The sequence below is a fragment of the Streptomyces sp. NPDC107765 genome (assembly GCF_055657085.1).
Genome location: NZ_JBVKBL010000002.1, coordinates 450,959 through 475,674, shown reverse-complemented (window position 1 = coordinate 475,674; position 24,716 = coordinate 450,959). Strand labels below are relative to the sequence as shown.

At 72.3% G+C, this 24,716-nt stretch carries 23 protein-coding genes; 7 read left to right on the top strand and 16 right to left on the bottom strand.

The features are described from left to right. Positions 1–73 precede the first annotated feature (73 nt). The 3 genes from ACZ7MX_RS06610 to deoC are packed head-to-tail and all read right to left on the bottom strand — an operon-like array spanning position 74 to position 3,360. Positions 74–934 (bottom strand): aldehyde dehydrogenase family protein, encoded by an 861-nt coding sequence (locus ACZ7MX_RS06610; RefSeq protein WP_472129919.1) that lies wholly within the window; start codon positions 932–934, stop codon positions 74–76. After that, positions 927–2,357 carry an aldehyde dehydrogenase family protein gene (locus tag ACZ7MX_RS06605; RefSeq protein ID WP_472129917.1) on the bottom strand — a complete coding sequence of 477 codons (1,431 nt, stop codon included), beginning with the start codon at positions 2,355–2,357 and terminating at the stop codon, positions 927–929. The genes ACZ7MX_RS06610 and ACZ7MX_RS06605 overlap by 8 nt, the downstream gene beginning before the upstream one ends. Positions 2,358–2,364: 7 nt before the next feature. Then, on the bottom strand, positions 2,365–3,360 hold the full coding sequence (deoC, locus tag ACZ7MX_RS06600; protein ID WP_472130593.1) for a deoxyribose-phosphate aldolase: 996 nt from the start codon (positions 3,358–3,360) through the stop codon (positions 2,365–2,367). A gap of 130 nt (positions 3,361–3,490) precedes the next feature. Between deoC and ACZ7MX_RS06595 the strand changes: the two genes are divergently transcribed. Further along, a complete protein-coding gene (locus ACZ7MX_RS06595) occupies positions 3,491–4,117 on the top strand; it encodes a PH domain-containing protein (RefSeq protein ID WP_472129915.1) in 627 nt (208 codons plus the stop codon). Between the two features lie 98 nt (positions 4,118–4,215). Here ACZ7MX_RS06595 and ACZ7MX_RS06590 read toward each other — a convergent pair whose 3' ends face one another. The 3 genes from ACZ7MX_RS06590 to ACZ7MX_RS06580 all read right to left on the bottom strand — a co-directional run bounded on the left by ACZ7MX_RS06590 (position 4,216) and on the right by ACZ7MX_RS06580 (position 7,480). Continuing rightward, the gene (locus ACZ7MX_RS06590; RefSeq protein WP_472129913.1) at positions 4,216–5,895 is read right to left on the bottom strand and encodes a phospho-sugar mutase; all 1,680 of its coding nucleotides are present in this window, start codon (positions 5,893–5,895) and stop codon (positions 4,216–4,218) included. Between the two features lie 138 nt (positions 5,896–6,033). Beyond that, a complete protein-coding gene (locus ACZ7MX_RS06585; RefSeq protein WP_472129911.1) occupies positions 6,034–6,855 on the bottom strand; it encodes a purine-nucleoside phosphorylase in 822 nt (273 codons plus the stop codon). A 187-nt stretch (positions 6,856–7,042) separates the two neighbouring features. Further along, positions 7,043–7,480, bottom strand: a complete 438-nt coding sequence (locus ACZ7MX_RS06580; RefSeq protein ID WP_030801033.1) for a gamma-glutamylcyclotransferase family protein — start codon at positions 7,478–7,480, stop codon at positions 7,043–7,045. A 138-nt stretch (positions 7,481–7,618) separates the two neighbouring features. Here ACZ7MX_RS06580 and ACZ7MX_RS06575 point away from each other — a divergent pair, with 138 nt between their 5' ends. After that, positions 7,619–9,064: an NAD(P)H-quinone dehydrogenase gene (locus ACZ7MX_RS06575; RefSeq protein ID WP_030801032.1), complete on the top strand. Its 1,446-nt coding sequence runs from the start codon at positions 7,619–7,621 to the stop codon at positions 9,062–9,064. 344 nt (positions 9,065–9,408) lie between these two features. Beyond that, a complete protein-coding gene (locus ACZ7MX_RS06570) occupies positions 9,409–10,392 on the top strand; it encodes a DeoR/GlpR family DNA-binding transcription regulator (protein WP_472129909.1) in 984 nt (327 codons plus the stop codon). Between the two features lie 98 nt (positions 10,393–10,490). On the opposite strand, the gene ACZ7MX_RS06565 is transcribed toward ACZ7MX_RS06570, so the two are convergent. Beyond that, a complete protein-coding gene (locus ACZ7MX_RS06565; protein ID WP_472130591.1) occupies positions 10,491–11,036 on the bottom strand; it encodes a TetR/AcrR family transcriptional regulator in 546 nt (181 codons plus the stop codon). Between the two features lie 489 nt (positions 11,037–11,525). On the opposite strand from ACZ7MX_RS06565, the gene ACZ7MX_RS06560 reads away from it, so the two are divergent. Continuing rightward, positions 11,526–12,710: an alpha/beta hydrolase gene (locus tag ACZ7MX_RS06560; RefSeq protein ID WP_472129907.1), complete on the top strand. Its 1,185-nt coding sequence runs from the start codon at positions 11,526–11,528 to the stop codon at positions 12,708–12,710. A 79-nt stretch (positions 12,711–12,789) separates the two neighbouring features. Here the strand turns inward: ACZ7MX_RS06560 and ACZ7MX_RS06555 are convergent, their stop codons facing one another. After that, on the bottom strand, positions 12,790–14,559 hold the full coding sequence (locus ACZ7MX_RS06555; protein ID WP_472129905.1) for an acetyl/propionyl/methylcrotonyl-CoA carboxylase subunit alpha: 1,770 nt from the start codon (positions 14,557–14,559) through the stop codon (positions 12,790–12,792). A 475-nt stretch (positions 14,560–15,034) separates the two neighbouring features. Here ACZ7MX_RS06555 and ACZ7MX_RS06550 point away from each other — a divergent pair, with 475 nt between their 5' ends. Next, on the top strand, positions 15,035–15,529 hold the full coding sequence (locus ACZ7MX_RS06550) for a hypothetical protein (RefSeq protein WP_472129903.1): 495 nt from the start codon (positions 15,035–15,037) through the stop codon (positions 15,527–15,529). A gap of 159 nt (positions 15,530–15,688) precedes the next feature. Here the strand turns inward: ACZ7MX_RS06550 and ACZ7MX_RS06545 are convergent, their stop codons facing one another. From ACZ7MX_RS06545 to ACZ7MX_RS06510, 8 genes are all read right to left on the bottom strand, one after another. After that, complete coding sequence (locus ACZ7MX_RS06545; protein ID WP_472129901.1) at positions 15,689–16,255, bottom strand: DJ-1/PfpI family protein; 567 nt, start codon at positions 16,253–16,255, stop codon at positions 15,689–15,691. Between the two features lie 57 nt (positions 16,256–16,312). Then, positions 16,313–17,143, bottom strand: a complete 831-nt coding sequence (locus ACZ7MX_RS06540; RefSeq protein ID WP_472129899.1) for an MOSC domain-containing protein — start codon at positions 17,141–17,143, stop codon at positions 16,313–16,315. A gap of 74 nt (positions 17,144–17,217) precedes the next feature. Next, the gene (locus ACZ7MX_RS06535; RefSeq protein ID WP_472129897.1) at positions 17,218–17,745 is read right to left on the bottom strand and encodes a hypothetical protein; all 528 of its coding nucleotides are present in this window, start codon (positions 17,743–17,745) and stop codon (positions 17,218–17,220) included. A 54-nt stretch (positions 17,746–17,799) separates the two neighbouring features. Continuing rightward, a complete protein-coding gene (locus ACZ7MX_RS06530) occupies positions 17,800–18,414 on the bottom strand; it encodes a nucleoside triphosphate pyrophosphatase (RefSeq protein WP_472129895.1) in 615 nt (204 codons plus the stop codon). Positions 18,415–18,457: 43 nt separating this feature from the next. Then, a complete protein-coding gene (locus ACZ7MX_RS06525; RefSeq protein ID WP_472129893.1) occupies positions 18,458–19,942 on the bottom strand; it encodes a peptidoglycan D,D-transpeptidase FtsI family protein in 1,485 nt (494 codons plus the stop codon). Between the two features lie 194 nt (positions 19,943–20,136). Continuing rightward, positions 20,137–20,265 carry a morphogenic membrane protein MmpB gene (gene mmpB / locus ACZ7MX_RS06520; protein WP_472129891.1) on the bottom strand — a complete coding sequence of 43 codons (129 nt, stop codon included), beginning with the start codon at positions 20,263–20,265 and terminating at the stop codon, positions 20,137–20,139. 135 nt (positions 20,266–20,400) lie between these two features. Continuing rightward, positions 20,401–20,616 carry an acyl-CoA carboxylase epsilon subunit gene (locus ACZ7MX_RS06515; protein ID WP_030801005.1) on the bottom strand — a complete coding sequence of 72 codons (216 nt, stop codon included), beginning with the start codon at positions 20,614–20,616 and terminating at the stop codon, positions 20,401–20,403. Positions 20,617–20,685: 69 nt separating this feature from the next. Beyond that, a complete protein-coding gene (locus tag ACZ7MX_RS06510) occupies positions 20,686–22,275 on the bottom strand; it encodes an acyl-CoA carboxylase subunit beta (protein WP_472129889.1) in 1,590 nt (529 codons plus the stop codon). A gap of 131 nt (positions 22,276–22,406) precedes the next feature. Here ACZ7MX_RS06510 and ACZ7MX_RS06505 point away from each other — a divergent pair, with 131 nt between their 5' ends. Next, positions 22,407–23,279, top strand: a complete 873-nt coding sequence (locus tag ACZ7MX_RS06505; RefSeq protein ID WP_472129887.1) for a biotin--[acetyl-CoA-carboxylase] ligase — start codon at positions 22,407–22,409, stop codon at positions 23,277–23,279. Between the two features lie 228 nt (positions 23,280–23,507). Beyond that, positions 23,508–24,662 carry an adenylate/guanylate cyclase domain-containing protein gene (locus ACZ7MX_RS06500; protein ID WP_472129885.1) on the top strand — a complete coding sequence of 385 codons (1,155 nt, stop codon included), beginning with the start codon at positions 23,508–23,510 and terminating at the stop codon, positions 24,660–24,662. The last annotated feature ends 54 nt before the right edge of the window (positions 24,663–24,716 follow it).

Genomic DNA, 24,716 nt, shown 5'->3' with positions numbered 1-24,716 from the left:
CGTCCCTCTTCGGGCACACCACCGCCCCGGGTGCCGCGGCACCCGGGGCGGTGGTGTGTCGTGGACGCGCCGGTCAGACACCCATCGGGTGCCAGACCGTCTTCGTCTCCAGGAAGGCCAGCAGCCGGTCCGTGCCCGGGTCGGCGCTCCAGTCCTCCGTGCGCGGGCGCAGCACCCGCTTGAGGTTGTCGGCCGCCGCGGTCTCCAGCTCCTTGGCCGATCCGGCGTCCGCACCCGCGAGATCGAGCGCGTTGACGTCCTGGTGGGCGGCGAGCGGCGCGGCGATCTCCGCCGTACGGCCCGAGAGGACGTTGACCACCCCGCCCGGCAGGTCGGACGTGGCCAGCACCTCACCCAGCGACAGGGCGGGCAGCGGGGACTTCTCCGAGGCGATCACCACGACGGTGTTACCGGTGACGATGGCCGGCGCGATCACCGAGACCAGGCCCAGGAACGACGACTCCTGCGGGGCCAGGACCGCGACCACACCGGTCGGCTCGGGCGAGGAGAGGTTGAAGTACGGGCCCGCGACGGGGTTGGCGCCGCCGGCGATCTGCGCGACCTTGTCGGACCAGCCCGCGTACCAGACCCAGCGGTCGATCGCCGCCTCCACCTGGGCGGTGGCCTTGGCCCTGGACAGCCCCTCGGCGTCGGCGACCTCGGCGACGAACTGGTCGCGGCGGCCCTCCAGCATCTCGGCGATGCGGTAGAGGATCTGCCCGCGGTTGTACGCCGTGGCGCCCGACCAGCCACCGAACGCCTTGCGGGCGGCGACCACCGCGTCCCGCGCGTCCTTGCGGGAGGACAGGGGTGCGTTCGCCAGCCAGTTGCCCTTCGCGTCACTCACCTCGTACACCCGGCCGCTCTCGGAACGCGGGAACTTCCCGCCCACGTACAGCTTGTAGGTCTTGAAGACCGACAGACGCTCAGACATCGAGGTACGCCTCCAGACCGTGCCGGCCGCCCTCGCGGCCGAAGCCCGACTCCTTGTAGCCGCCGAACGGCGAGGCCGGGTCGAACTTGTTGAACGTGTTGGACCAGATGACACCCGCACGGAGCTTGTTCGCCATCCACAGGATGCGCGAGCCCTTCTCCGTCCAGATGCCCGCGGAGAGGCCGTACGGGGTGTTGTTGGCCTTCTCCACGGCCTCGGCCGGGGTGCGGAAGGTCAGCACGGACAGCACCGGGCCGAAGATCTCCTCCCGGGCGATCCGGTGGGCCTGGGTGACGCCCGTGAAGAGCGTGGGCGCGAACCAGTAGCCGGCGGAGGGGAGTTCGCAGGACGGGGCCCAGCGCTCGGCGCCCTCGGCCTCGCCCGCGTCGGCCAGCTCGGTGATCCGGGCCAGCTGCTCGGCCGAGTTGATCGCGCCGATGTCGGTGTTCTTGTCGAGCGGGTCGCCCACGCGCAGGGTCTGCATCCGCCGCTTGAGCGCGTCCAGCAGCTCGTCCTGGACCGACTCCTGCACCAGGAGGCGGGAGCCGGCGCAGCAGACGTGGCCCTGGTTGAAGAAGATGCCGTTGACGATGCCCTCGACGGCCTGGTCGATCGGGGCGTCGTCGAAGACGATGTTCGCCGCCTTGCCGCCCAGTTCGAGGGTGAGCTTCTTGTCCGTGCCGGCGACCGTACGGGCGATGGCCTTGCCGACCTCGGTGGAGCCGGTGAAGGCCACCTTGTTGACGTCGGGGTGGGCCACCAGCGCCGCGCCCGTCGAGCCGTCCCCGGTGAGGATGTTGACGACGCCCTTGGGCAGGCCCGCCTGACGGCAGACGTCCGCGAAGAACAGGGCGGACAGCGGGGTGGTCTCGGCCGGCTTCAGCACGACCGTGTTGCCGGTCGCCAGCGCCGGGGCGATCTTCCACGCCAGCATCAGCAGCGGGAAGTTCCACGGGATGACCTGGCCCGCGACGCCCAGGGGGCGCGGGTTCGGGCCGTAGCCGGCGTGGCCGAGCTTGTCGGCCCAGCCCGCGTAGTAGAAGAAGTGCGCGGCGACCAGCGGCAGGTCGGCGTCGCGGGACTCGCGGATCGGCTTGCCGTTGTCCAGCGACTCCAGGACGGCCAGCTCGCGCGAGCGTTCCTGGATGATCCGGGCGATCCGGAACAGGTACTTGGCGCGCTCGGCGCCCGGCAGCGCCGACCACTTCTCGAACGCCTTGCGGGCGGCCTTGACGGCCCGGTCGACGTCGTCGGAGGTGGCCTGGGCGACCTCGGACAGGACCTCCTCGGAGGAGGGGGAGACGGTCTTGAAGACCTTGCCGTCGGCGGCCGGGGCGAACTCGCCGTCGATGAACAGTCCGTAGGACGGCGCGATGTCGACGACCGACCGGGACTCGGGTGCGGGTGCGTATGCGAAGGTCATGGGTGCCTCAGTCCACCGTGACGTAGTCGGGGCCGGAGTAGCGGCCGGTGCTGAGCTTCTGGCGCTGCATCAGCAGGTCGTTCAGGAGGCTGGAGGCGCCGAAGCGGAACCAGTCGGCGGTCAGCCAGGGCTCGCCGAGCGTCTCGTTGACCATCACCAGGTACTTGATCGCGTCCTTGGTGGTGCGGATCCCGCCGGCCGGCTTCACGCCGACCTGGACACCGGTGGCGGCGTGGAAGTCGCGGACCGCCTCCAGCATCAGCAGCGTGACGGGCGGGGTGGCGTTCACGGCCACCTTGCCGGTGGAGGTCTTGATGAAGTCGGCGCCGGCCAGCATCGCCAGCCAGGACACCCGGCGGACGTTGTCGTACGTCTGGAGCTCGCCGGTCTCGAAGATGACCTTCAGGTGCGCGGCCGAGCCGTCGGGCCGGGCGCAGGCCTCCTTGACGGCCTTGATCTCCTCGAAGACCTCCAGGTAGCGGCCGGAGAGGAAGGCACCCCGGTCGATCACCATGTCGATCTCGTCGGCGCCGGCCGCGACCGCGTCCCGGGTGTCGGCGAGCTTGACCGGCAGCGCGGCGCGGCCGGCCGGGAAGGCGGTGGCGACGGACGCGACGTGGATGCCGGAGTCGCCGAGCGCCTCCTTGGCCGTCGCGACCATGTCGGGGTAGACGCAGATCGCCGCGACCTTGGGGGTGGTGCGGTCGGTGGGATCCGGGTTGATGCCCTTGGCGCACAGCGCCCGGACCTTGCCCGGGGTGTCCGCGCCTTCGAGGGTGGTCAGGTCGATCATCGAGAGGGCGAGGTCGATGGCGTATGCCTTCGCCGTGGTCTTGATCGAGCGGGTGCCGAGGGTGGCGGCGCGGGCTTCGAGGCCGACCGCGTCGACGCCGGGGAGGCCGTGGAGGAAGCGGCGCAGCGCACCGTCGTCGGCGGTCACGGCCGCCATTGACGCCAGACGCCCCGCGGCTTCCTTGCCGTATGCGGGAACAGTGATGGGCATGGTCACGAGGGGAGCATATCTACGCGCGTAGCGCAATGTCATCCCCCTGGATGCCGCCATTCCGGCCGTCGGCCCGAATGATGCCGTAACGCAATGTCCGGCATCCGGACGGTCAGGCAGAATCGGCGGCATGACGCGCCAGGACCGGACCACCCCGCCACCGCAGCAGTACGCCGAGCGCAGCTACCGCTCGCCCGCGGCCCTCGTCGGTGGCGTCCTGCTCCTGCTGCTCGGCGGCTGGCTCGGTGCCGACGCCCTGCTGCACGGCAGCCCGCACGCCAGGCTGACCACGGTGTTCGCCCTGCTCCTCGGCGTCCCGCTGGTGGCCGCCTTCACCCTGCGGCCGCTGGTGCGGGCCGGCGACGAGCGGCTGACCGTGCGCAATCCGTTCCGTACGATCACGATGCCCTGGGGCGCGGTCGAGGAGCTGCGCGCCTCGTTCTCCACGGAGGTGTTCACCACCGCCGGGAAATTCCAGCTGTGGGCCATCCCGGTCTCCCTGCGGCAGCGCAAGAAGGCGAACCGGCAGGCCCTGCGCGGCGCCGGCGCGGACACCCCCCGGTTCGGCCCGGACGCCGGCGCCGGACCGGCCCCGCGCGCCCTGGCGGACCAGGCCCTCGACGAACTGCGCGAGATCAAGGAACGCGTCGGGGACCGGGCGGACGCCCAGGGCGAGCCGGTGGTCCGCTGGTCGTACGGCATCCTCGCGCCCCTCGTGGCGGGCGCGGTCGGCCTCGTCGTGACGCTCGCGCTCTGAGACACCCGGACCCCGGCTCTGACCGGACCCCGGCTCTCCTACGGGAAAGGCCCCCCGCCCGAGGGCGGGGGGCCTTTGCCGTAGGTGGCAGGGGGCCGTCAGATCCCGGCCGCCGCCGACACGTCCTTCTTGATGGCGGCCAGGGTGGCGGCCGCCCTCGTACGCGCCGCGTCGAGCGCCTCCGGCCCGGACACCGGCGCGACGACCTCCAGGTAGCACTTCAGCTTGGGCTCGGTGCCACTGGGGCGCACCACGACGCGGGCGGACTCGACACCGGCCTCCGGGGAGCCGGAGAGGTAGTAACGCAGCCCGTCGGTCGGCGGGAGGGCGTCGGTGCCCTGGTTCAGGTCGTCCGCCCGGGTCACCGCCAGACCGGCCAGCGCGGCCGGCGGCTGCTCGCGGAGCCTGCGCATCGCGTCGGCGATCAGCGTCAGGTCCTCGACCCGCACCGACAGCTGGTCGGTGGCGTGCACCCCGAACTCCACCGCGAGGTCGTCCAGCAGATCGGCGATCGTCCGGCCGGCCCGCTTGAGCTCCGCGGCCAGCTCGGTGACCAGCAGGGCGGCGGTGATGCCGTCCTTGTCGCGGACGCCCTCCGGGTCGACGCAGTAGCCGAGCGCCTCCTCGTAGGCGTACCGCAGACCGTCCACCCGGGCCAGCCACTTGAAGCCGGTCAGGGTCTCCTCGTAGGGCAGCGCGGAGGCCGCGGCGATACGGGACATCAGCTGCGAGGAGACGATGGTCGTCGCGAACGTGCCGGACGCCCGCTTGCTGACGAGGTGGGCGGCGAGCAGCGCGCCGACCTCGTCACCGCGCAGCATCCGCCAGCCCTCGGGGGTGCCGGGGGCCGGGACGGCGACGGCACAGCGGTCCGCGTCCGGGTCGTTGGCGATCACCAGGTCGACGTCCGCGCCCCGCGCCCGGGCGGTGGCGAACGCGAGGTCCATCGCGCCCGGCTCCTCCGGGTTGGGGAACGCGACCGTCGGGAAGTCCGGGTCCGGCTCGGCCTGCTCCGCCACGACCGTGGGGGCCGGGAAGCCGGCCCGGGCGAAGGCGGCGACGAGCACGTCCCGGCCGACGCCGTGCAGGGGCGTGTAGACGACGTTGAGGTCCCGGGCCGAGCCGGGCGTCAGTACCGCGTCGGTACGCGCCAGGTAGGCGTCCAGGACCGCGTCGTCGAGGGTCTCCCAGCCGGACCCGGGCCGCGGTACGTCCGCCAGCGAGCGCACCGCGGCGATCTCCGCGGCGATCTCCCCGTCGGCCGGCGGCACGATCTGCGAACCGTCCCCGAGGTACACCTTGTAGCCGTTGTCGCGCGGCGGGTTGTGGCTGGCGGTGACCTCGACGCCGGCCACCGCGCCCAGGTGCCGGATGGCGAAGGCCAGGACGGGGGTGGGCAGCGGACGCGGCAGCAGCGCGGCGCGCAGGCCGGCGCCGACCATGACGGCCGCGGTGTCCCGCGCGAAGTCGGCGCTCTTGTGGCGCGCGTCGTAGCCGATGACGACCAGGCCGGAACCCTCGCCCTTCGCCCGGAGGTACGCGGCGAGGCCGGCCGCGGCCCGGATGACCACCGAACGGTTCATCCGCATCGGGCCCGCGCCCAGCTCCCCGCGCAGCCCGGCCGTGCCGAACTGCAGGGTGCCGGCGAACCGGGCCGCCAGCTCGTCGGTGTCCTCGGCCGCGATCAGCTTGGACAACTCGTCCCGGGTCTCCGGGTCGGGGTCCTCGGCCAGCCAGGCCCGGGCCCGGTCGATCAGCTCCGCGGAGTCGGTAGCCACGTCATGCTCCTGCCTAGTGGATGCGGTGGGTGAGGTGGGTGCGGGGAACCGGAGCCGGCCCCGGACCGGCCACGGCCGGGCCCCGGTGGTCCGGCCAGGGCGGCGGCGTGCGGCCTTGGCCGGTCCATCGGCCGGGTCTCAGATCTTGCTGAGGACCTGTCCGAGCAGGGTCCCCATCCGGGACGCGGAGTCGCGGCCGGCCTGCAGGACCTCTTCGTGGTTGAGCGGCTCACCCGTCATGCCGGCGGCGAGGTTCGTCACCAGCGACAGCCCGAGCACCTCCGCACCGGCCTCGCGGGCCGCGATGGCCTCCAGGACGGTGGACATGCCGACCAGGTCGGCGCCCAGGGTCCGGATCATCTTGATCTCGGCCGGGGTCTCGTAGTGCGGGCCGGGGAACTGGACGTAGACGCCCTCTTCCAGGCTCGGGTCGATCTCCTTGCACAGCGCGCGCAGCCGCGGGGAGTACAGGTCCGTCAGGTCGACGAAGTTCGCGCCGACGATCGGGGAGGTGGCGGTGAGGTTGAGGTGGTCGCTGATGAGGACCGGCTGGCCCGGGCGCATGCCCTGGCGCAGGCCACCGCACCCGTTGGTGAGCACGACGGTCTTGCAGCCGGCGGCGACGGCGGTGCGGACGCCGTGCGCGACGGCGGCGACGCCCCGGCCCTCGTAGTAGTGCGTGCGGCCGAGGAAGACCAGGGCGCGCTTCTCGCCGACCTGGTAGGAGCGGATCTTGCCGCCGTGGCCGGCGACGGCCGGGGGCGGGAAGCCGGGCAGCTCGGTGACGGGGAATTCGTGCTCGGGCGCGCCCAGGGCCTCGGCTGCCGGCGCCCAGCCGGAGCCCATCACCAGGGCGACGTCGTGGGTCTCGGCGCCGGTCAGCTCGCGCAGGCGGGCGGCGGCGGCGTCGGCGGCGCCCTGGGGGTCGCGCGCGATGTCCGGGGTAACAGATGCGTTCACGCGGACGAGGGTAGCCGGTATTCCCCTACGCGCGTAGATGTCGCTGCTCACGGTGCTGGGAACGTTCTCTTGTGGCTTCTGACGAACGACCGGCCCGGGACATGCCGCGGTCCCGGCCCGGACGGGAGGCGTGCACGGCCGGGTATCGGCACGGGCCGGCGGCCGGCGGGACCGACCGCCCGCCCCGTCAGCAGGGCCGCTTGCGGAGTTCCATGACGTAGTCGTGGGGGGCGCCGGCGGATTCGGCGGCGTCGGCGATCTCACCCAGGTAGCGGGCGGAGGGGAGGCCGCCCTCGTAGCCGTTGAGGACGTAGATCCAGGCGGTCTCGTCGCCTTCGAGGGTGTGCACCCGGACCCGCATCCGGCGGTAGATGCCCATGCCGACGCCCTCCCAGCGGTCCAAGGACTCCTCGTCCATCGGGGCGATGTCGTAGAGCGCGACGAAGAGCTGAGAGTCCGGGTCCTCGACGACCGTCGCGAGGGCGCCCTCCCACCCCATCTGCTCGCCGCCGAAGGTGAGCCGCCAGCCGCTGAGCCAGCCCGTGCCGCGCAGCGGCGAGTGCGGTGCGCGGCGGGACATCAGCCGCGCGTCGAGGTTGCCGGCGTACGCGGCGTAGAGCGACATGGTTCCGAGGGTACGGGAGGATGCCCGTCGGGCTCGTGGTACCGGAGGTTCGCACAAGGGCGGGGCAGCGCGCGCCCCGGCGCACGTGAGGGCCACACTCCGCCCCCGGGCGCGAGGGACGTACGGGCGTGCGGGACAATGGAGTACGTGACTCGGATCGTGATCATCGGTGGCGGACCCGGCGGATACGAAGCGGCCCTGGTGGCGGCCTCTCTCGGCGCGGAGGTGACCGTCGTCGACTGCGACGGTCTGGGCGGGGCGTCGGTGCTCACCGACTGCGTGCCGTCGAAGACCCTGATCGCGACGGCCGAGGTGATGACGACCTTCGACTCGTCCTACGAAGAGCTCGGCATCATCGTCGAGGACGACACCCCGTACAACGAGCGGCCGGCCCGCGTCGTGGGCGTTGACCTGGGAAAGGTCAACCGACGGGTCAAGCGGCTCGCGCTAGCCCAGTCGCATGACATCACGGCGTCGGTGACCCGCGCCGGCGGCCGGGTCATGCGCGGCCGCGGCCGGCTGGAGCCGGGCCAGGCACCGGACGGTTCGCGCAAGGTGACGGTGACCGCGGCGGACGGTACGACCGAGGGCCTGATCGCGGACGCGGTGCTGATCGCCACCGGCGCGCACCCCCGCGAGATCCCGGACGCCCTGCCCGACGGCGAGCGGATCCTGAACTGGACGCAGGTCTACGACCTCGACGAGCTGCCCGAGGAGCTCATCGTGGTCGGGTCGGGTGTCACGGGCGCCGAGTTCGCCGGTGCCTATCAGGCGCTCGGCTCCCGCGTCACGCTGGTCTCGTCCCGGGACCGGGTGCTGCCGGGTGAGGACCCGGACGCCGCCGCGGTCCTGGAGGACGTCTTCCGGCGGCGCGGCATGAACGTCATGGCGCGTTCGCGCGCGCAGTCGGCCAAGCGGGTGGGCGACCGGGTCGAGGTGACGCTGGCCGACGGCCGGACGATCTCCGGTACGCACTGCCTGATGGCGGTCGGCTCGATCCCCAACACCGAGGGCATGGGCCTGGAGGGCGCCGGGGTCAAGCTGAAGGAGTCCGGCCACGTGTGGACGGACAAGGTCTCGCGGACCAGCGCCCCGGGTGTGTACGCGGCGGGTGACTGCACCGGCGTCTTCGCGCTGGCGTCGGTCGCGGCGATGCAGGGCCGGATCGCGATGTACCACTTCCTCGGTGACGCGGTCGCGCCGCTGAATCTCAAGACGGTTTCCGCGAACGTCTTCACCGACCCGGAGATCGCCACGGTCGGTTATTCGCAGGCCGACGTCGACGGCGGGAAGATCGACGCCCGGGTCGTGAAGCTTCCGCTGCTGCGCAATCCGCGGGCGAAGATGCAGGGCATCCGCGACGGTTTCGTGAAGCTGTTCTGCCGTCCCGGTACGGGCATCGTGGTGGGCGGCGTGGTCGTTTCCCCGCGCGCCAGCGAGCTCATCCACCCGATCTCGATCGCGGTCGACAACAATCTGACCGTCGAGCAGATCGCCAGCGCGTTCACTGTGTACCCGTCGCTGTCCGGTTCGATCGCCGAGGTCGCCCGGCAGCTGCACGCGCGGAAGACGGGCAGCGAGTAGACGGGGCGGAGGCCGGCCGGGCCGCGCGGTGAACAACCGATAAAGGGCCGATATGCGGCCGGCCGGCGGCGATTGAAAACTTTGTGCTGCCGGTGAGCACTTGGGATGAAACGTCCCTGCAGCCCGCTCGGGAAGGGCCGGGCGCGCGGGCGGCGCAGGCTTCCGCCGCCCGCCGGTCGCCAGGCCGGTTGACCAGGCAGCAAGCGGTCTGCGGGGCAAGGGAGTTCGACGTACGCGCGACATATGCACCGCGCATACCACGTCACGCTGTGCGGCATGAACAACTTCCGTTAATTGGTGCAACCTGCTGAAAACAGACGGTCGTTGGCGTTACTGTCAGTTTCGTGTTCGCTGCAGAACGTCGCCAATTGATCCTAGAAATGGTGCGCGCCAACGGAGCGGTTTCGCTCCGGGAGCTCGCCCGCGTCGTCCAGACCTCCGAAGTGACCGTACGGCGGGACGTGCGGGCGCTGGAGGCAGAGGGACTGCTCGACCGCCGGCACGGCGGCGCGGTCCTCCCGGGAGGCTTTACCCGCGAATCCGGATTCCCGCAGAAATCCCATCTAGCGACCGCGGAGAAAACGGCCATCGCCGATCTCGCGGCCGGTTTCGTCGACGAGGGCGAGGCCATCGTCGTCGGCGCCGGAACGACCACCCAGGAACTGGCCCGCCGGCTCGCCCGGGTGCCCGGGCTGACCGTCGTCACCAACTCCCTGCTGGTCGCCCAGGCGTTGGCGCACGCCAACCGCGTCGAGGTGGTGATGACCGGGGGCACCCTGCGCGGCTCCAACTACGCGCTGGTCGGCAGTGGTGCCGAGCAGTCCCTCCAGGGCCTGCGGGTCTCCCGCGCCTTCCTTTCGGGCAGCGGGCTGACCGCCGAGCGCGGGCTGTCCACGTCCAACATGCTCTCCGCGAGCGTCGACCGGGCGCTGGTGCAGGCGGCGGGGGAGGTGGTGGTGCTCGCCGACCACACCAAGCTCGGTTCGGACACGATGTTCCAGACCGTGCCGACGGATGTGATCACCCGCCTGGTGACGGACGAGCCGCCGGCCCACGACGACCGTGCCGCGACGGAGCTCCAGGCACTGGCCGACCAGGGCGTCCAGATCGCCGTCGCCGGCGGTACGGGTGCCGGGCACGGTACCGGTCAGCCGGGCATGGACGGCGGGGCGGGTGACCGCCGGGGCCACCGGCGGGACGTCCCGCTGCCGGGCCAGCGGCGCAGCCACGGGCCGGGCGGGGGCGGGGGACCGCAGCTGCGGTCGGCCCCCTCGCTGTCCGAGGCACCGGGCGGCCGGGTCGCGGACCTCGCCCCGCGGCGGCGCTGACGGCCGCGGGCACCACAGTTCCGGCCCGGTCGGCGTGCCCGCCGGGTCAGGGCCTCCACCCGGTCGGCGTGGCCTGCCGGGTCAAGGCTTCCACCCGGTCAGGGCTTCAAGCCGGTCAGGGTCAGGGTCAGCAGCCGGTCGGCGAGTTGCGGGTCGTCCGGGGACTCCTCGACGGCCAGCGCGATGCCGTTGGTCAGCTGCATCAGATCGCTGATGTTCACGTCGGGCCGTACCGCCCCGGCCTGCTGGGCCCGGGTCAGCAGCGCGCCGCCGGCCTCCCGCATCGGCACGCTGCACCGCGCCATCCCCGAGCTCTCGTCCGCCGACGCCGTCATCAGGGCGCGGGACAGTCCGCGGTAGGTGCTGGCGTGGGTGATGATCGCGCGCAGCCAGTCGACCAGCGCGGCGCACGGCTGGGGGGCGTCGGCGAGCTCCCTGGCGTAGGCGAGCAGGGCGTCGACCTCGCTCTGGAAGACCGCGCCCATGAGGGCGGTGCGGTTGGGGAAGTGCCGGTAGAGGGTGCCGATGCCGACGCCGGCGCGGCGTGCGATGTCCTCCAGCGAGGTGTCCGTGCCGTGCTCGGTGAAGGCCGTACGGGCCTCGGTCAGCAGCCGTTCGTAGTTGCGGCGGGCGTCGGCCCGCATCGGTCGCACGTCCGGTGACCGCACCGCCGCGGTCGCCGGCGGCCCGCCCACCTGCCGCTGCCCTGCCGTCTCGGTCGCCATCGCCGTCCTCCCTCGACCCGGCCGGTTGCGGCCCGGTGGCTCCAGGATGCCATTGCCGGATTGCGGGGTGATCCGGTGCGGTGCGCAAGGATTTCCCGGCCGGCGCGGAGGGGTCCTCCGGTTGTCGTCGCGAGGACTTCGCCGGCCGTCGCACGGTCCCCGCCGGCCCTCCCTCCGCCCCCGGCGCCCGCCCCCCTCGTGGCCCTCCGGCGGCCTCCGTGTGAAGTCCCGGCGTACCGCAGTGGTCGCGCGGCCGAACTCCTGCGGGGGCCCGCAACGCCGGGGCGTCAAGGGACATCAAACCTGGCGCAATGAGGTCTTCCGGGCTCTTCCGGAGGACCGCGGAATACGCCGTGGCGGGCCGCCGGGGGAGTGGCGCACGGCGCGGGACGTCTGGGGAAATACGTCATGGGACTGACCAGCCGGTCGCTGTTGTACGCCATGGCCGCGGTCGCCGTGGTCTGTGTGGCGCTCACGCTCTGGCTGTGGCCGCGGTTCGCCGGGCGCGGCCCGCGGGCGATGCTGGGGCGGCTCGGTTCGATCGTGGCGACCCAGCTGGCCGTCGTTTCGGCACTCGGCCTGGCGGTGAACGCCAACTTCCAGTTCTACGCGTCGTGGCACGAACTGCTCGGCCTGTACGACGACGCGCCGGCCGCGCTCGGGAAGTGGGGCGACGGCGGTGCGGCGGGCCCGGCCGGCGATCCGTCGAAGGGGCTGGTGCAGACGTCCGGTCCGGACGGCCTGGACAAGGTGCACGGCCTGCCGAAGGGCCGGCCGGAGCTGGTGGGCCGGGTCGAGTCGGTGCGGATCGTCGGGCGGCGGACCCGGGCGGTGGACCCGGCGTACGTCTATCTGCCGCCGCAGTACTTCCAGCCGCAGTACGCCCGCCAGCGCTTCCCCGTCGTCGTCGCGCTGAGCGGCTACCCGGGCGGTACGTTCCTGCTGGGGCAGCACCTGCGGCTGCCGCAGACCGCCGCCGCGATGATCCGGTCCGGCCGGATGCAGCCGACGGTCATCGTGATGCTGCGGCCCACGATCGCGCCGCCGCGCGACACCCAGTGCGTCGACGTGCCCGGCGGCCCGCAGGCCGAGACGTTCTTCGCGCGGGACGTGCCGGAGGCGCTGAAGTCGCACTACCGCGTCGGCCACGACCCGGGCGGCTGGGGCGTCCTGGGCTACTCCTCGGGCGGCAGCTGCGCCCTTCAGCTGGCCATGCGGCACGACCGTACGTACACCTCGGCGGCCGCCCTCTCGCCCGACTACAGGGTCAGCAACGACCCGACCACCGGCAATCTCTTCGGTGACGGCCGGGACCGGGCCCGGCGGCGCCAGGAGCACGATCTGATGTGGCGGCTGCGGCACCTGCCCGCGCCGCAGGTGAACGTGCTGATCGGTACGAGCCGTACCGGCGAGAAGAACTACCCGGCCGCGCGGGCCTTCCTGGCCGCGGTGCGCCCCCCGATGAAGGCGGACTCGGTCGTCCTCGACCACGGCAGCCACAACTTCGCCACCTGGCGGCGCGAACTGCCCGCCGCGCTCACCTGGATGAACGAGCAGCTGACGTTCCCGGAGGACGTGGTGGGGAACTCGTAGCGGCGGGGCGGAAAGCGCGCGGGGCTCCCGGCATCGCTGCCGGGAGCCCCTTACGCGTCGTGCGGACCGCTGCCGCGGATCAGTCCTTGATCTCGCAGATCACCGCGCCGGACGTGAGCGCGGCGCCGACCTCGGCGCTCAGGCCCTTGACCGTGCCGGTGCGGTGGGCGTTGATGGGCTGCTCCATCTTCATGGCCTCCAGGACGACGACCAGTTCGCCCTCGGTGACCTGCTGGCCCTCCTCGACGGCGACCTTGACGATGGTGCCCTGCATCGGGGAGGCGAGGGCGTCGCCGGAGGCGGCGCTACCGGCCTTCTTGGCGGCCTTGCGCTTGGGCTTGGCACCGCCGGCGACCGCGGCGCGGGCCAGCGGCATCCCCAGCGAGGACGGCAGCGAGACCTCCAGCCGCTTGCCGCCGACCTCGACGACCACCGTCTCGCGGGCGTCGGTCTCGGCCTCCTCGCCGCCGGGCGCGGCGAACGGCGGGATCTCGTTGACGAACTCGGTCTCGATCCAGCGGGTGTGGACCGTGAACGGGTCGGCGGAGCCGGTGAGTTCGGGCGCGAAGGCGGGGTCCTGGACGACCGCGCGGTGGAACGGGATGGCGGTGGCCATGCCCTCGACGGTGAACTCCGCCAGCGCCCGGGCGGCCCGCTGCAGGGCCTGCTCGCGGGTGGCGCCGGTGACGATCAGCTTGGCCAGCAGGGAGTCCCAGGCCGGGCCGATGACCGAGCCGGCCTCGACACCGGCGTCCAGCCGGACACCGGGGCCGGTCGGCGCGTCGAACCTGGTGACCGTGCCGGGCGCGGGGAGGAAGTTGCGGCCCGGGTCCTCGCCGTTGATGCGGAACTCGAAGGAGTGGCCGCGCAGCACGGGGTCGCCGTAGCCGAGCTCCTCGCCGTCGGCGATCCGGAACATCTCGCGGACCAGGTCGATGCCGGTGACCTCCTCGGTGACCGGGTGCTCGACCTGGAGGCGGGTGTTGACCTCCAGGAAGGAGATGGTGCCGTCCTGGCCGACGAGGAATTCGCAGGTGCCCGCGCCCTCGTAGCCGGCCTCCTTGAGGATGGCCTTGGACGCGCGGTACAGCTCGGCGTTCTGTTCGGCCGTCAGGAACGGCGCGGGGGCCTCCTCCACCAGCTTCTGGTGGCGGCGCTGGAGCGAGCAGTCACGGGTCGAGACGACGACGACGTTGCCGTGCTTGTCGGCCAGGCACTGGGTCTCGACGTGCCGCGGGCGGTCCAGGTAGCGCTCGACGAAGCACTCGCCGCGGCCGAAGGCGGCGACCGCCTCGCGCACCGCGGAGTCGTACAGCTCCGGGACCTCGTCGAGGGTGCGGGCGACCTTCAGGCCGCGGCCGCCGCCGCCGAAGGCCGCCTTGATCGCGATCGGCAGGCCGTGCTCCTTGGCGAAGGCGACGACCTCCTCGGCGCCGGAGACCGGGTCCGGGGTGCCGGCGACCAGCGGGGCGCCGGCGCGCTGGGCGATGTGCCGGGCCGCGACCTTGTCACCGAGGTCGCGGATGGCCTGCGGGGGCGGGCCGATCCAGGTCAGCCCCGCGTCGAGCACCGCCTGCGCGAATTCGGCGTTCTCGGAGAGGAAGCCGTAGCCGGGGTGGATGGCGTCCGCGCCCGAATCGGCGGCCGCAGCCAGGACCTTGGCGATGTCCAGGTAGCTGGTGGCAGGAGTGTCACCGCCCAGGGCGTACGCCTCGTCTGCCGCGCGGACGTGCAGTGCGTCCCGGTCGGGGTCGGCGTAGACAGCGACGCTGCCGATCCCCGCGTCCCGGCATGCACGGGCAACGCGAACAGCGATTTCGCCACGGTTGGCGATGAGCACCTTGCGCACGATGGGTCCTTCCTTGGCGCTTCGCCGCAACTATCGGATGCGGCGATTTTAGGGACTGGCGACACCGCGTGCCGACCCGTTCCCTGGGGTGAGCTTTCCCACACGGAGTGTGCTCGGGGCGCCAGTGGGGGACCTAAGTCCCCTGGTGTCCCAGGGTAGGCCCGGATTCCCGGGCTCCGGCGCGGGACGCGGTGTGGCCTAGATCTCGAACGTTCCGCATCCAGCGGATCGTCAATTCTTTGTGGAGTCCCTACGAATGGGCGAAGGAAACTTTGCGGGCCGCTGTGTCCGCCGGGCGCGCCGGGAGCGGCCGGGGGCCGTGGTCCGCGCGGCGTCCCGCACCCACTCGTGCAGAACCCTTGCCCCGGCTATTACCCATTAGTAGCGTGCGCGATGCCCTTCTTGGTCTCCGGGCGACGGCTGTGCGCGCGGCACCGGCATCGGGCCCGGCACTTGGCGGAAGTGGGTGGATGTGGTGGCGCGACGACCGGTGGCCCTGGTCGCGGCGGTGGTACTGGTCCTGGAGGCGTGCGGCATCGTGCTGCTCAACTGGATCCTGAGCATCGTCGTGGACAAGCAGCAGATGTCGCTGGCGGGCCTCGACCCACGGGCGATGTCCGCCGGCTCCTGGATAGCCGGTGCCGTCTTCGGCCTCTATCTCCTGTTCTGCGCGGGCATCCTGGTCCGCACGGCGGTCCGCGACCGGGCCCCCGGCGGCTTCACCCGGATCGCCCTCATCAGCGCGGCGGTGGTGCACGGCGTCGTCGGCGCCCTCGCCGTCGGCCTGGCCGGCTGGCCCGCGTTCCTCGTGCTGATGGTGGTCCTGGCGCTCCTGGTGCTGACGCTGGTGGCGTACGGGGAGGGGCGCGCCCCCGCGAACGGCGACCCGGCCGTCGAACCGCCCGCCGGCGGTCCGTCCGCGGGCGGTCCCCCGAACGGACCGCGACCGGCGGCACCGGGCGCGCTCTGACGTCCGCGACGTCTGACGACGCCTGACGACGTCTGATGCGGCGTCACCCGCATGGCACGGCACGGGCGGAGCGAGCCGGCCGCCGGCGCCGGCGCAGGGGCGTTCAGGTGCGGTCAGCGGCCCGGGAGGAATCCCGGGCCCCTGACCTGGGTCACCTGCTCACCCCTTCACCGGCACATGCTCCCGCAGCACCTCCATGAAGGCGCGCATCCATTCCGGGTGGTCGTTCCAGGCGCGGGCGGAGACGATCTTGCCGTCGACGACCGCGGAGGCGTCGACGAAGGTGCCGCCACCGAGGTCCACGTCGGGCGCGCAGGCGGGGTAGGCGGCGGTGCGGCGGTTCTTGAGGACGCCGAGCGGGGCCAGGGTGATGGCCGCGTGGCAGATGTGGGCGACGGGCTTGTCGGCGTCGAAGAAGTGGGTGACGACGCGGCGGTAGTCGGTGTCGTTGCGGAGGTATTCGGGGGCCCGGCCCCCGGGGAGGACCAGCGCGGCGTACTCGGCCGGGTCGACCTCGGACAGGGCCACGTCGGACGGCCAGGAGTGGCCCTCGCGTTCGACGTAGGTGTCGAAGTCCTCGACGAAGTCGTGCACGACGAACCGCAGCTTCTTGCGGGCGGGGGCCGCGACGTGGACCTCGTAGCCCTCCTCCAGCAGCCGCTGGTACGGGTAGAAGAACTCCAGGTCTTCGGTGGCGTCACCGGCGATGAGCAGGATCCGGGGCATCTGCGCGCTCCTTGGGTGGACGGACCCGGCCCGGTCGGACCGACCGGGCTTATCGGGTCAATCGGTTCCCCAGGACGTGACGTCGAATGCGTCGCCGACCGCCAGCTTTCCGGTGGCCGTCACGGAGAACTTCGCGCCGAAGGCGACGCCGCCCTCGGGCACCCGGCGGTACCCGGCGAGGGTGCGCAGGGGCTCGGGGCCCGCCTTGGTGCCGGTCGCCGGGTCGACGAGGGTGACCGCGCAGCGGATGGCGAGCTTGGTGAAGCCCAGCTCGCCACCGCCGACCGTCACCCGCCGGGCACGGTCCTCGGTCTGCGGGGCGTCCCAGCCGTCCACCACGATGTTGGGGCGGAAGCGCGTCATCGGAACCGGTGCGCGGCCGGCGGCGGCGATACGGGAGTTGAGGTCGTCGAGGGAGGCACGGGAGAGGACGTGCACGGCGCTCGAATCGGCGAAGCCGGAGGTGCCGGGGGTGAGGCCGTCGGTGACCCGGTCGTGTTCCGGCGGTACCCGGACCAGCCGGCTGGGCGCGCCGAGGACCTCGGACAGCCACCCGGCGGCCGCCTCGCCCTGGTCGACGGCCCGGTAGGGCGCGCCGAACATGGTCACGTCCGCCCTGGCGGGCGAGGAGGTGCCGTCCTCGATGCGGCAGTGCAGCGGCTCGGCGCCCGGGGCGGAGAGGGTGAGGTGGGTGCCGTCGGCGCTGACCTCCGGGCGGATCACCGCCAGGCCCGGGTCGGTGCGCTGGCTGCGGAAGACGCCGTCCGCACCGACGACCAGGAAGGTGCGGTCATGGGCGAGTCCGGCCTCGGTGAGCTCCGTCCCGTCCGCCGGCACACCGGCGCAGCCCTTGACGGGGTAGCTGATCAGTTCGACGACAGTTGCCATGGGGGCAGAGTAGGGGCCGGACGGCTGTCCGGGCGCCCGGATATCAGCGCCCGGGGACCCCCGCGACGGCCGCGTCACCCCGGCAGTTCGGCCGCCCGCCGGCGCACCACATGGCCCTGCACGCCGTACGTCACGCACAGGTAGAGGTAGAGCGTCGAGAAGCCCAGCAGGCCGGCTGCCGCGGTGTGGTCGATCCACTCCGCCATGCCGGCGTGCACGGCGGCGGACACCAGCCACAGGGCGGTGGTGATCAGGGTGCCCTTGCGCAGGACGCCGCGTTCCGGGTCGTGCCAGACGCGTACCGTCGTCGCCCGGACGAGGCCGAGCGGCACCCCGATGACCAGGGTGGCGACGACCAGGGCGATGGTGGGCGGGGTCAGCGGGTGCTCCTTGACGACCGAGGCCACGCCGAAGGCCAGCGCGGCCACGCCCAGGACGCCGAGCACGGCCGGGCCGATCAGCGACGCCCGGGGCCGCACCGGACGCGTCCGCAGCTGGCGGCGGATGATCAGGGCGACGATGAGCAGCCCGATGAGCAGGCCGACGTTGTGACTGAGCGCGGTGTGGGCCGTCGCGGCATGCGCCGGCGTGTGGTCGTTCATGTTCCCCCCCGTGTGATGCGTTCCCCCGTGACGAGCCGCCGGGTGCCCGGCGGCTCAGGTCCACAAGTCGGTGATCGCCACGTCCAGTTCGGCCAGCAGGCGGCGCAGCAGCGGCAGGGACAGGCCGATGACGTTGCCGTGGTCGCCGTCGATGCCGTCGATGAAGGGCGCGGAGCGGCCGTCGAGCGTGAAGGCGCCGGCGACGAAGAGCGGTTCGCCGCTCGCCACGTAGGCGGCGATCTCGGCGTCGGTCGGCTCGCCGAAACGGACCGTGGTCGAGGCCGTGGCGGAGACCCGGCGGCCGCCCGCCGCGGTGTCGATGACGCAGTGGCCGGTCTGCAGCACGCCGGACCGGCCGCGCATCGACTTCCAGCGGGCGGTGGCGTCCTCGGCGTCGGCCGGCTTGCCCAGCGCCCGGCCGTCCAGCTCCAGGACCGAGTCGCAGCCCACGACCAGCGCACCGGCCGCCTCCGGCCGGTCGGCGACCGCGGCGGCCTTGGCCTCGGCCAGGACCCGGGCCAGCTCGGCGGGGCTGTCGGCGGTGACCGCGTCCTCGTCGACGCCGCTGACGATGACCTCCGGCGCCAGCCCGGCCTGGCGCAGCAGGCCCAGCCGGGCGGGGGACTGGGAGGCGAGGACGAGACGGCGGGGGTGCGGCTGTTCGGTCATGCCCGCCATCGTACGGAGCCGGGCCGGGCCGGGGGCGGGCGGACTACTTGCCGAGGACGGCCTGCATGACCTGCTTGGCGATCGGGCCGCCGAGCTTGCCGCCGGCGATCTCGGAGCGCGGGATGTCCATGTCCTTGGGGTCGACGAAGACGGCGACCGCGACGGGGGAGGAGCCGTCGCTCTGCTTGGCGTAGGAGACGAACCAGGCGTAGGGCCGCTCGTCGTTGACGTTCGCGCCGTGCTGGGCGGTGCCGGTCTTGCCGCCGACCGTCACGCCGTCGATCTTGGCCTTTTCGGCGGTGCCGTCCGAGACGGTGTACTCCATCATCTCCTGCACCTTCTTCGCGGTGCCGGCGGAGACGGCCTGGGACATCGTCTTCGGCTCGAACTTCTGGATCGTGGTCAGGTCGGGGCCGCGCAGCTCGTCGACGATGTGCGGCGTCATCAGCTTGCCGTCGTTGGCGATCGCCGCGGCGACCATCGCCATCTGCATCGGGGTGCTGGTCAGGCTGCCCTGGCCCATGCCGGTGAGCGCGGTCTGCGGCTTGTCGAGCTTGTCCGGGTAGAGGCTCTTGGTGGCCAGCAGGTCGCCGAGCTCCTCGTCGTACACGTGGGAGTTGAAGCCGAACTTCTCGGCGGTCTCGCGCATCTTGTCCTTGCCGACCTTCAGCGCGGTGTCGAGGAAGACGTTGTTGCAGGACCACTGCATACCGGTCTTCAGGGACGCCTTGTCGCAGGGCGCACCGGCCACGTCGTTGCCGATCTTGGTGGTGCTGAGCGGCAGCTGGTACGGGGCGGGGGCGCCGGTGTGGGCGTCGATGTCGGTGATCACGCCGTGCTCCAGGGCCGCGGCGGCGGTGACGATCTTGAAGGTGGAGCCGGGGGCGTAGGTCTCGCGCAGGGCCCGGTTGCTGAGCGGCTTGTCCTTGTCGGCGTCCAGCGCCTTGAACTTCTGCGCCTCGGAGTTGGAGATGCCCGAGAAGACCGAGGGGTCGTACGAGGGGGTGGAGGCCAGCGCGAGGACCCGGCCGTTGCGCGGGTCGAGGGCGACCACGGCGCCCTTGGCGTTCAGCTCGGTCAGCCCCTTGTAGGCGGCCTTCTGCGCCTTGGGGTCGATGGTGGTGATGACATCGCCGCCGCGCGGCTTCTCGCCGGTCAGGATGGCCTGGGCCCGCTTGAGGGCGAGCTTGTCGTCCTTGCCGCTGAGGAGCTTGTTGTAGATGCCTTCGAGGAGGGTGGTGCCCTGGGCCTGGGAGGCGAAGCCGGTGACCGGGGCGTACATCGGGCCGTCGGTGTACGTCCGCTTGTACTTGAAGTCGCCGGAGGTCGCCACGGAGCCGGTGACCGGCTTGCCGCCCACGATGATGTTGCCGCGCGGGTAGGAGAACGCCTCGATCTTCACGCGGCGGTTGTTCGGATCGTTGGCCAGGTCGTCGCCCTGGACGAACTGGACCCAGGTCGCCCGTACCAGCAGCGCCAGTACCAGTACCCCGCAGAAGACGGCTATGTGTCTCAGCGGCCTGTTCATCGCTCTCCCACTCCCCGTCGGCGGCCGGTCCGGAGGCCGGGCGTCCGAATTGCGCTGTCAGGAGGGAAAGATGCGAAAGGCGGGGGGATGGTTGCGGTCGGGAACAGTCGGGGGGTGTGACTGTTACCTCCCCGGGGCGGCCGCCCGCGGGTCCGACGCGGGTCCGGCGCGGGTCCGGCGCGGGTCCGGCCGGGTCAGCGTTCCGAGAGCATGACCATCAGCAGCACCGCGGCGACGGCCAGCACGATGCCCAGCCGGCGGAGCTTGGCCTGCGCGGCGCGCAGCTCCTCGGGCGGTTCATCGGGCGGATCGGACCACAGCATGTAACGATCCTGTGCCCATGACGCTCGTGGCGCCTGAGTACGCGTACTCAGGCGCCACGGTCCGAAGGACTAGTCAATGCATCATGCATCGATCAGCCGGAGGGGCCGGCCGGCACGCACCGGCCGGTGAGCCGGTCAGCGCGGCCAGTAGCTCGTCCGCCAGGCCCGCGGGCCCGGGTGCGGCAGCCGTGACCGCGCCGGGACCGTGGCCGCCGGATCGGCCCATTCGGTCCGGCCGCCCTCGCCGTCCCCGGGCCCGGCGGCAGCGGCCGCCGCGGCCCGGGCCTGCACCACCGCCAGTGCGGCGGCCAGCTCCTCGGGTGTCGGATTGCCCCGTACGACCTTGATCATCGAGACGGCTCCCTTCGCCGGTCTTCGCAGGTCCTCGCCGTGTACTGCCGGTCTCGCCGTGGAGGCCGGTCAGAGCGGGATGTTGCCGTGCTTCTTCGGCGGCAGCGACTCGCGCTTGTTGCGCAGCGTGCGCAGCCCCCGGACGATGTGCCGGCGGGTCTCGGACGGCATGATCACCGCGTCGATGTAGCCGCGCTCGGCCGCCACGTACGGGTTGAGCAGGGCGTTCTCGTACTCCTGGATCAGCTCCTGGCGCCGCTGCTCCTGCGCCGCGGGGTCCTCGATCGCGGCGAGCGTGCGGCGGTGCAGGATGTTGACCGCGCCCTGGGCGCCCATGACCGCGATCTGCGCGGTCGGCCAGGCCAGGTTGAGGTCCGCGCCCAGGTGCTTGGAGCCCATGACGTCGTACGCGCCGCCGAACGCCTTGCGGGTGATGACGGTGATCAGGGGGACCGTCGCCTCGGCGTACGCGTAGATCAGCTTGGCGCCGCGCCGGATGATCCCGTCGTACTCCTGGTCGGTGCCCGGCAGGAAGCCCGGCACGTCGACGAAGGTCAGCACCGGGATGTTGTACGCGTCGCAGGTCCGCACGAACCGCGCGGCCTTCTCGCTGGCCTTGATGTCCAGGGTGCCCGCGTACTGCATCGGCTGGTTGGCGACCACGCCGACCGAGTGGCCCTCGACCCGCCCGAAGCCGGTGACGATGTTCGGGGCGAAGAGCGCCTGGGTCTCCAGGAACTCGCCGTCGTCCAGGACGTGCTCGATGGCCGTGAGCATGTCGTACGGCTGGTTGGCCGAGTCCGGGATCAGCGCGTCCAGTGCGCGGTCGGCGTCCGAGAGCTCCAGGTCCGCCTCCTCCGGGAAGACCGGCGGGTCGGAGAGGTTGTTGGACGGCAGGTACGACAGCAGGCCCTTGACGTACTCGATGGCGTCCTTCTCGTCGCCCGCCATGTGGTGCGCCACGCCGGAGGTGGTGTTGTGCGTCCGGGCCCCGCCCAGCTCCTCGAAGCCGACGTCCTCGCCGGTGACCGTCTTGATGACGTCCGGTCCGGTGATGAACATGTGCGAGGTCTGATCGACCATGACGGTGAAGTCGGTGATCGCGGGGGAGTAGACCGCGCCGCCCGCGCACGGGCCGACGATCAGGCTGATCTGCGGGATCACGCCCGAGGCATGGGTGTTGCGGCGGAAGATCTCGCCGTACATGCCGAGCGAGACCACGCCCTCCTGGATGCGCGCGCCGCCGGAGTCGTTGATGCCGATGACCGGGCAGCCGGTCTTCAGGGCGAAGTCCATCACCTTGACGATCTTCTCGCCGAAGACCCCGCCGAGCGCCCCGCCGAAGACCGTGAAGTCCTGCGAGAAGACGGCCACCGGGCGGCCGTCGACGGTGCCGTAGCCGGTCACCACGCCGTCGCCGTACGGGCGGCTCTGCTCCATCCCGAAATTGGTCGAACGGTGCCGCGCGAACTCGTCCAGCTCGACGAACGAGCCCTCGTCCAGCAGCAGATCGATGCGCTCACGCGCCGTCAACTTGCCCTTGGCGTGCTGCTTTTCCACTGCGCGGGCGGAACCGGCGTGGGTGGCCTCTTCGATCCGCCGCTGCAGATCCGCCAATTTGCCCGCGGTGGTGTGGATGTTTGCTTCCGGCTCGGACATCGGGATGCGGCTCCTGCTCGTCCTGGACTGGTGCTCGTACTGAGGGTGGTACGGGTGTGGCTACCAATCCGTAGCGTATCGGCGGGACTGCTCAGCGGCACTGCGTCGTTGACCACACCTAGGCTGGTGGCATGACGCCTCAACCACCGGGAAACCGGGACAAAGACGCCGGCCGCTGGAGCGATCTGGGCCGGCCCCCGCTGAACGTCGCCGACCTGCGCCGGGCGCTGGTGCGGCCCGGCGGCCTGTGGACCGGTCTGGACGTCGTGCCCGCCACCGGCTCCACCAACACGGACCTGGCGGCCCGGGCCGCCAAGGGCGAGGACGAGGGCGCCATTCTGGTGGCGGAGGAGCAGTCCGCGGGCCGCGGCCGGCTCGACCGCGTCTGGTCGGCGCCCCCGCGCTCCGGCCTCTTCTTCTCCGTCTTCCTCACCCCCCGCGTCCCCATGGAGCGCTGGGGCTGGCTGCCGTTGCTGGCCGGCGTCGCCACCGCAACGGCCCTGTCCCGCACGGCCGGCGTCGACACGGCACTCAAGTGGCCCAACGACCTGCTCGTCACGGTCGACGGCCAGGAACGCAAGACCGGCGGCATCCTCGCCGAACGGGCCGGCTCCGGCGTCGTGGTCGGCATCGGCCTCAACGTCTCCCTGACCGCCGAGGAACTCCCGGTCCCGACCGCGGGCTCGCTGGCCCTGGCCGGCGCGCGGAACACCGACCGCGACCCGCTGCTGCGCGCCGTGCTGCGCTCCCTGGAGCAGTGGTACGGCCGGTGGCAGGAGGCGAACGGCGACCCGGACCGCAGCCGTCTGCAGGAGACCTACGCGGCCGGCTGCGCCACGTTGGGCCGTTCGGTGCGCGCCGAATTGCCGGGCGATCAGGAGATCACCGGCGAGGCGGTCGCGATCGACGGTGACGGGCGGCTGGTGCTGGCCACCGCCGACGGTGTGCAGAAGCCCGTGGGAGCGGGTGACATCATCCATCTGCGCCCGGCGGACGGCTCCTGATGAGCCCCTTCCCGGACCCCGGCATGCGCCCCCCGGTGAGCCCCCGCGCCGGGCGGGCCGACCGGCCCCACCGGGCGGCGTGTCCGCACCTCTTCCGTGGTCAGGGCCGACATGTGAGAGTGAGCCAGAGCACACCTGCCGTATCGTTGAGGCGGTCCGCCGGGGAGCGGGCCACGGGCGAGCAGTGATCGGAAGGGCAGTGCGCAGGGATCGGACAGGGAGCGGCCGGTGAGTGCCGACGACTCGGGCGCCACCCCGCGCGACGTGGCCACCGAGGGCGATGCCGTACGCGACGTCCCGGCCGGCGACCCCCCGGGGGCCGGCGACGACGGCGACGAGAACACCATCGCCATCCGCCTCGAACAGCTCATCCTCGGCGCCGACCGCCGGTACACGCCGTTCCAGGCGGCCCGCAGCGCCGGGGTCTCGATGGACCTCGCGTCCCGCTTCTGGCGGGCCATGGGCTTCGCCGACATCGGCCAGGTCAAGGCGCTCACCGAGGCCGACGTGCTGGCCCTGCGCCGGCTCGCGGGTCTGGTCGAGGCCGGTCTGCTGAGCGAGGCGATGGCCATCCAGGTCGCCCGTTCCACGGGCCAGACCACCGCCCGGCTGGCCGACTGGCAGATCGACTCCTTCCTGGAGGGCCTCACCGAGCCCCAGGACTCCGGCCTGACCCGCACCGAGATCACCTACCCGCTGGTCGAGCTGCTCCTCCCCGAGCTGGAGGAGTTCCTGGTCTACGTCTGGCGGCGCCAGCTCGCCGCCGCGACCGGCCGGGTCGTCCGGGCCCAGGACGACGCCGAGATGGTCGACCGGCGGCTGGCCGTGGGCTTCGCGGACCTGGTGGGCTTCACCCGGCTGACCCGGCGCCTGGAGGAGGAGGAACTCGGCGAGCTGGTCGAGGCGTTCGAGACCACCTGCTCCGACCTGGTGGCGGCGCACGGCGGCCGGCTGATCAAGACCCTCGGGGACGAGGTGCTGTTCTCCGCCGACGACGCCGGTGTGGCCGCCGAGATCGGGCTGCGGCTGATCGAGACCATGACCCATGACGAGACCATGCCGGAGCTGCGGGTCGGCATCGCCTTCGGCACGGTCACGACCCGGATGGGCGACGTCTTCGGTACGACCGTCAATCTGGCCAGCCGGCTCACCTCGATAGCGCCGAAGGACACCGTGCTGGTGGACGAGGCGTTCGCCGAGGAGCTGGGCCGGATCGGTGACGCCCCGGTGTCCGAGGCGGACGCCGCGGCCGCGGAGAAGGCCGCCGAGGAGGGCACCGGCGAACCGCCGCCGTCGTACCGCTTCGCGCTTCAGCCGATGTGGCAGCGCCCGGTGCGCGGACTGGGCGTCGTCGAGCCCTGGCTGCTGACCCGCCGCACCTGAGCCTGCCGCTTTTCCGCCGCGCGCGTTCCGGCATGCCCCTTCCGGCAGGTCCGT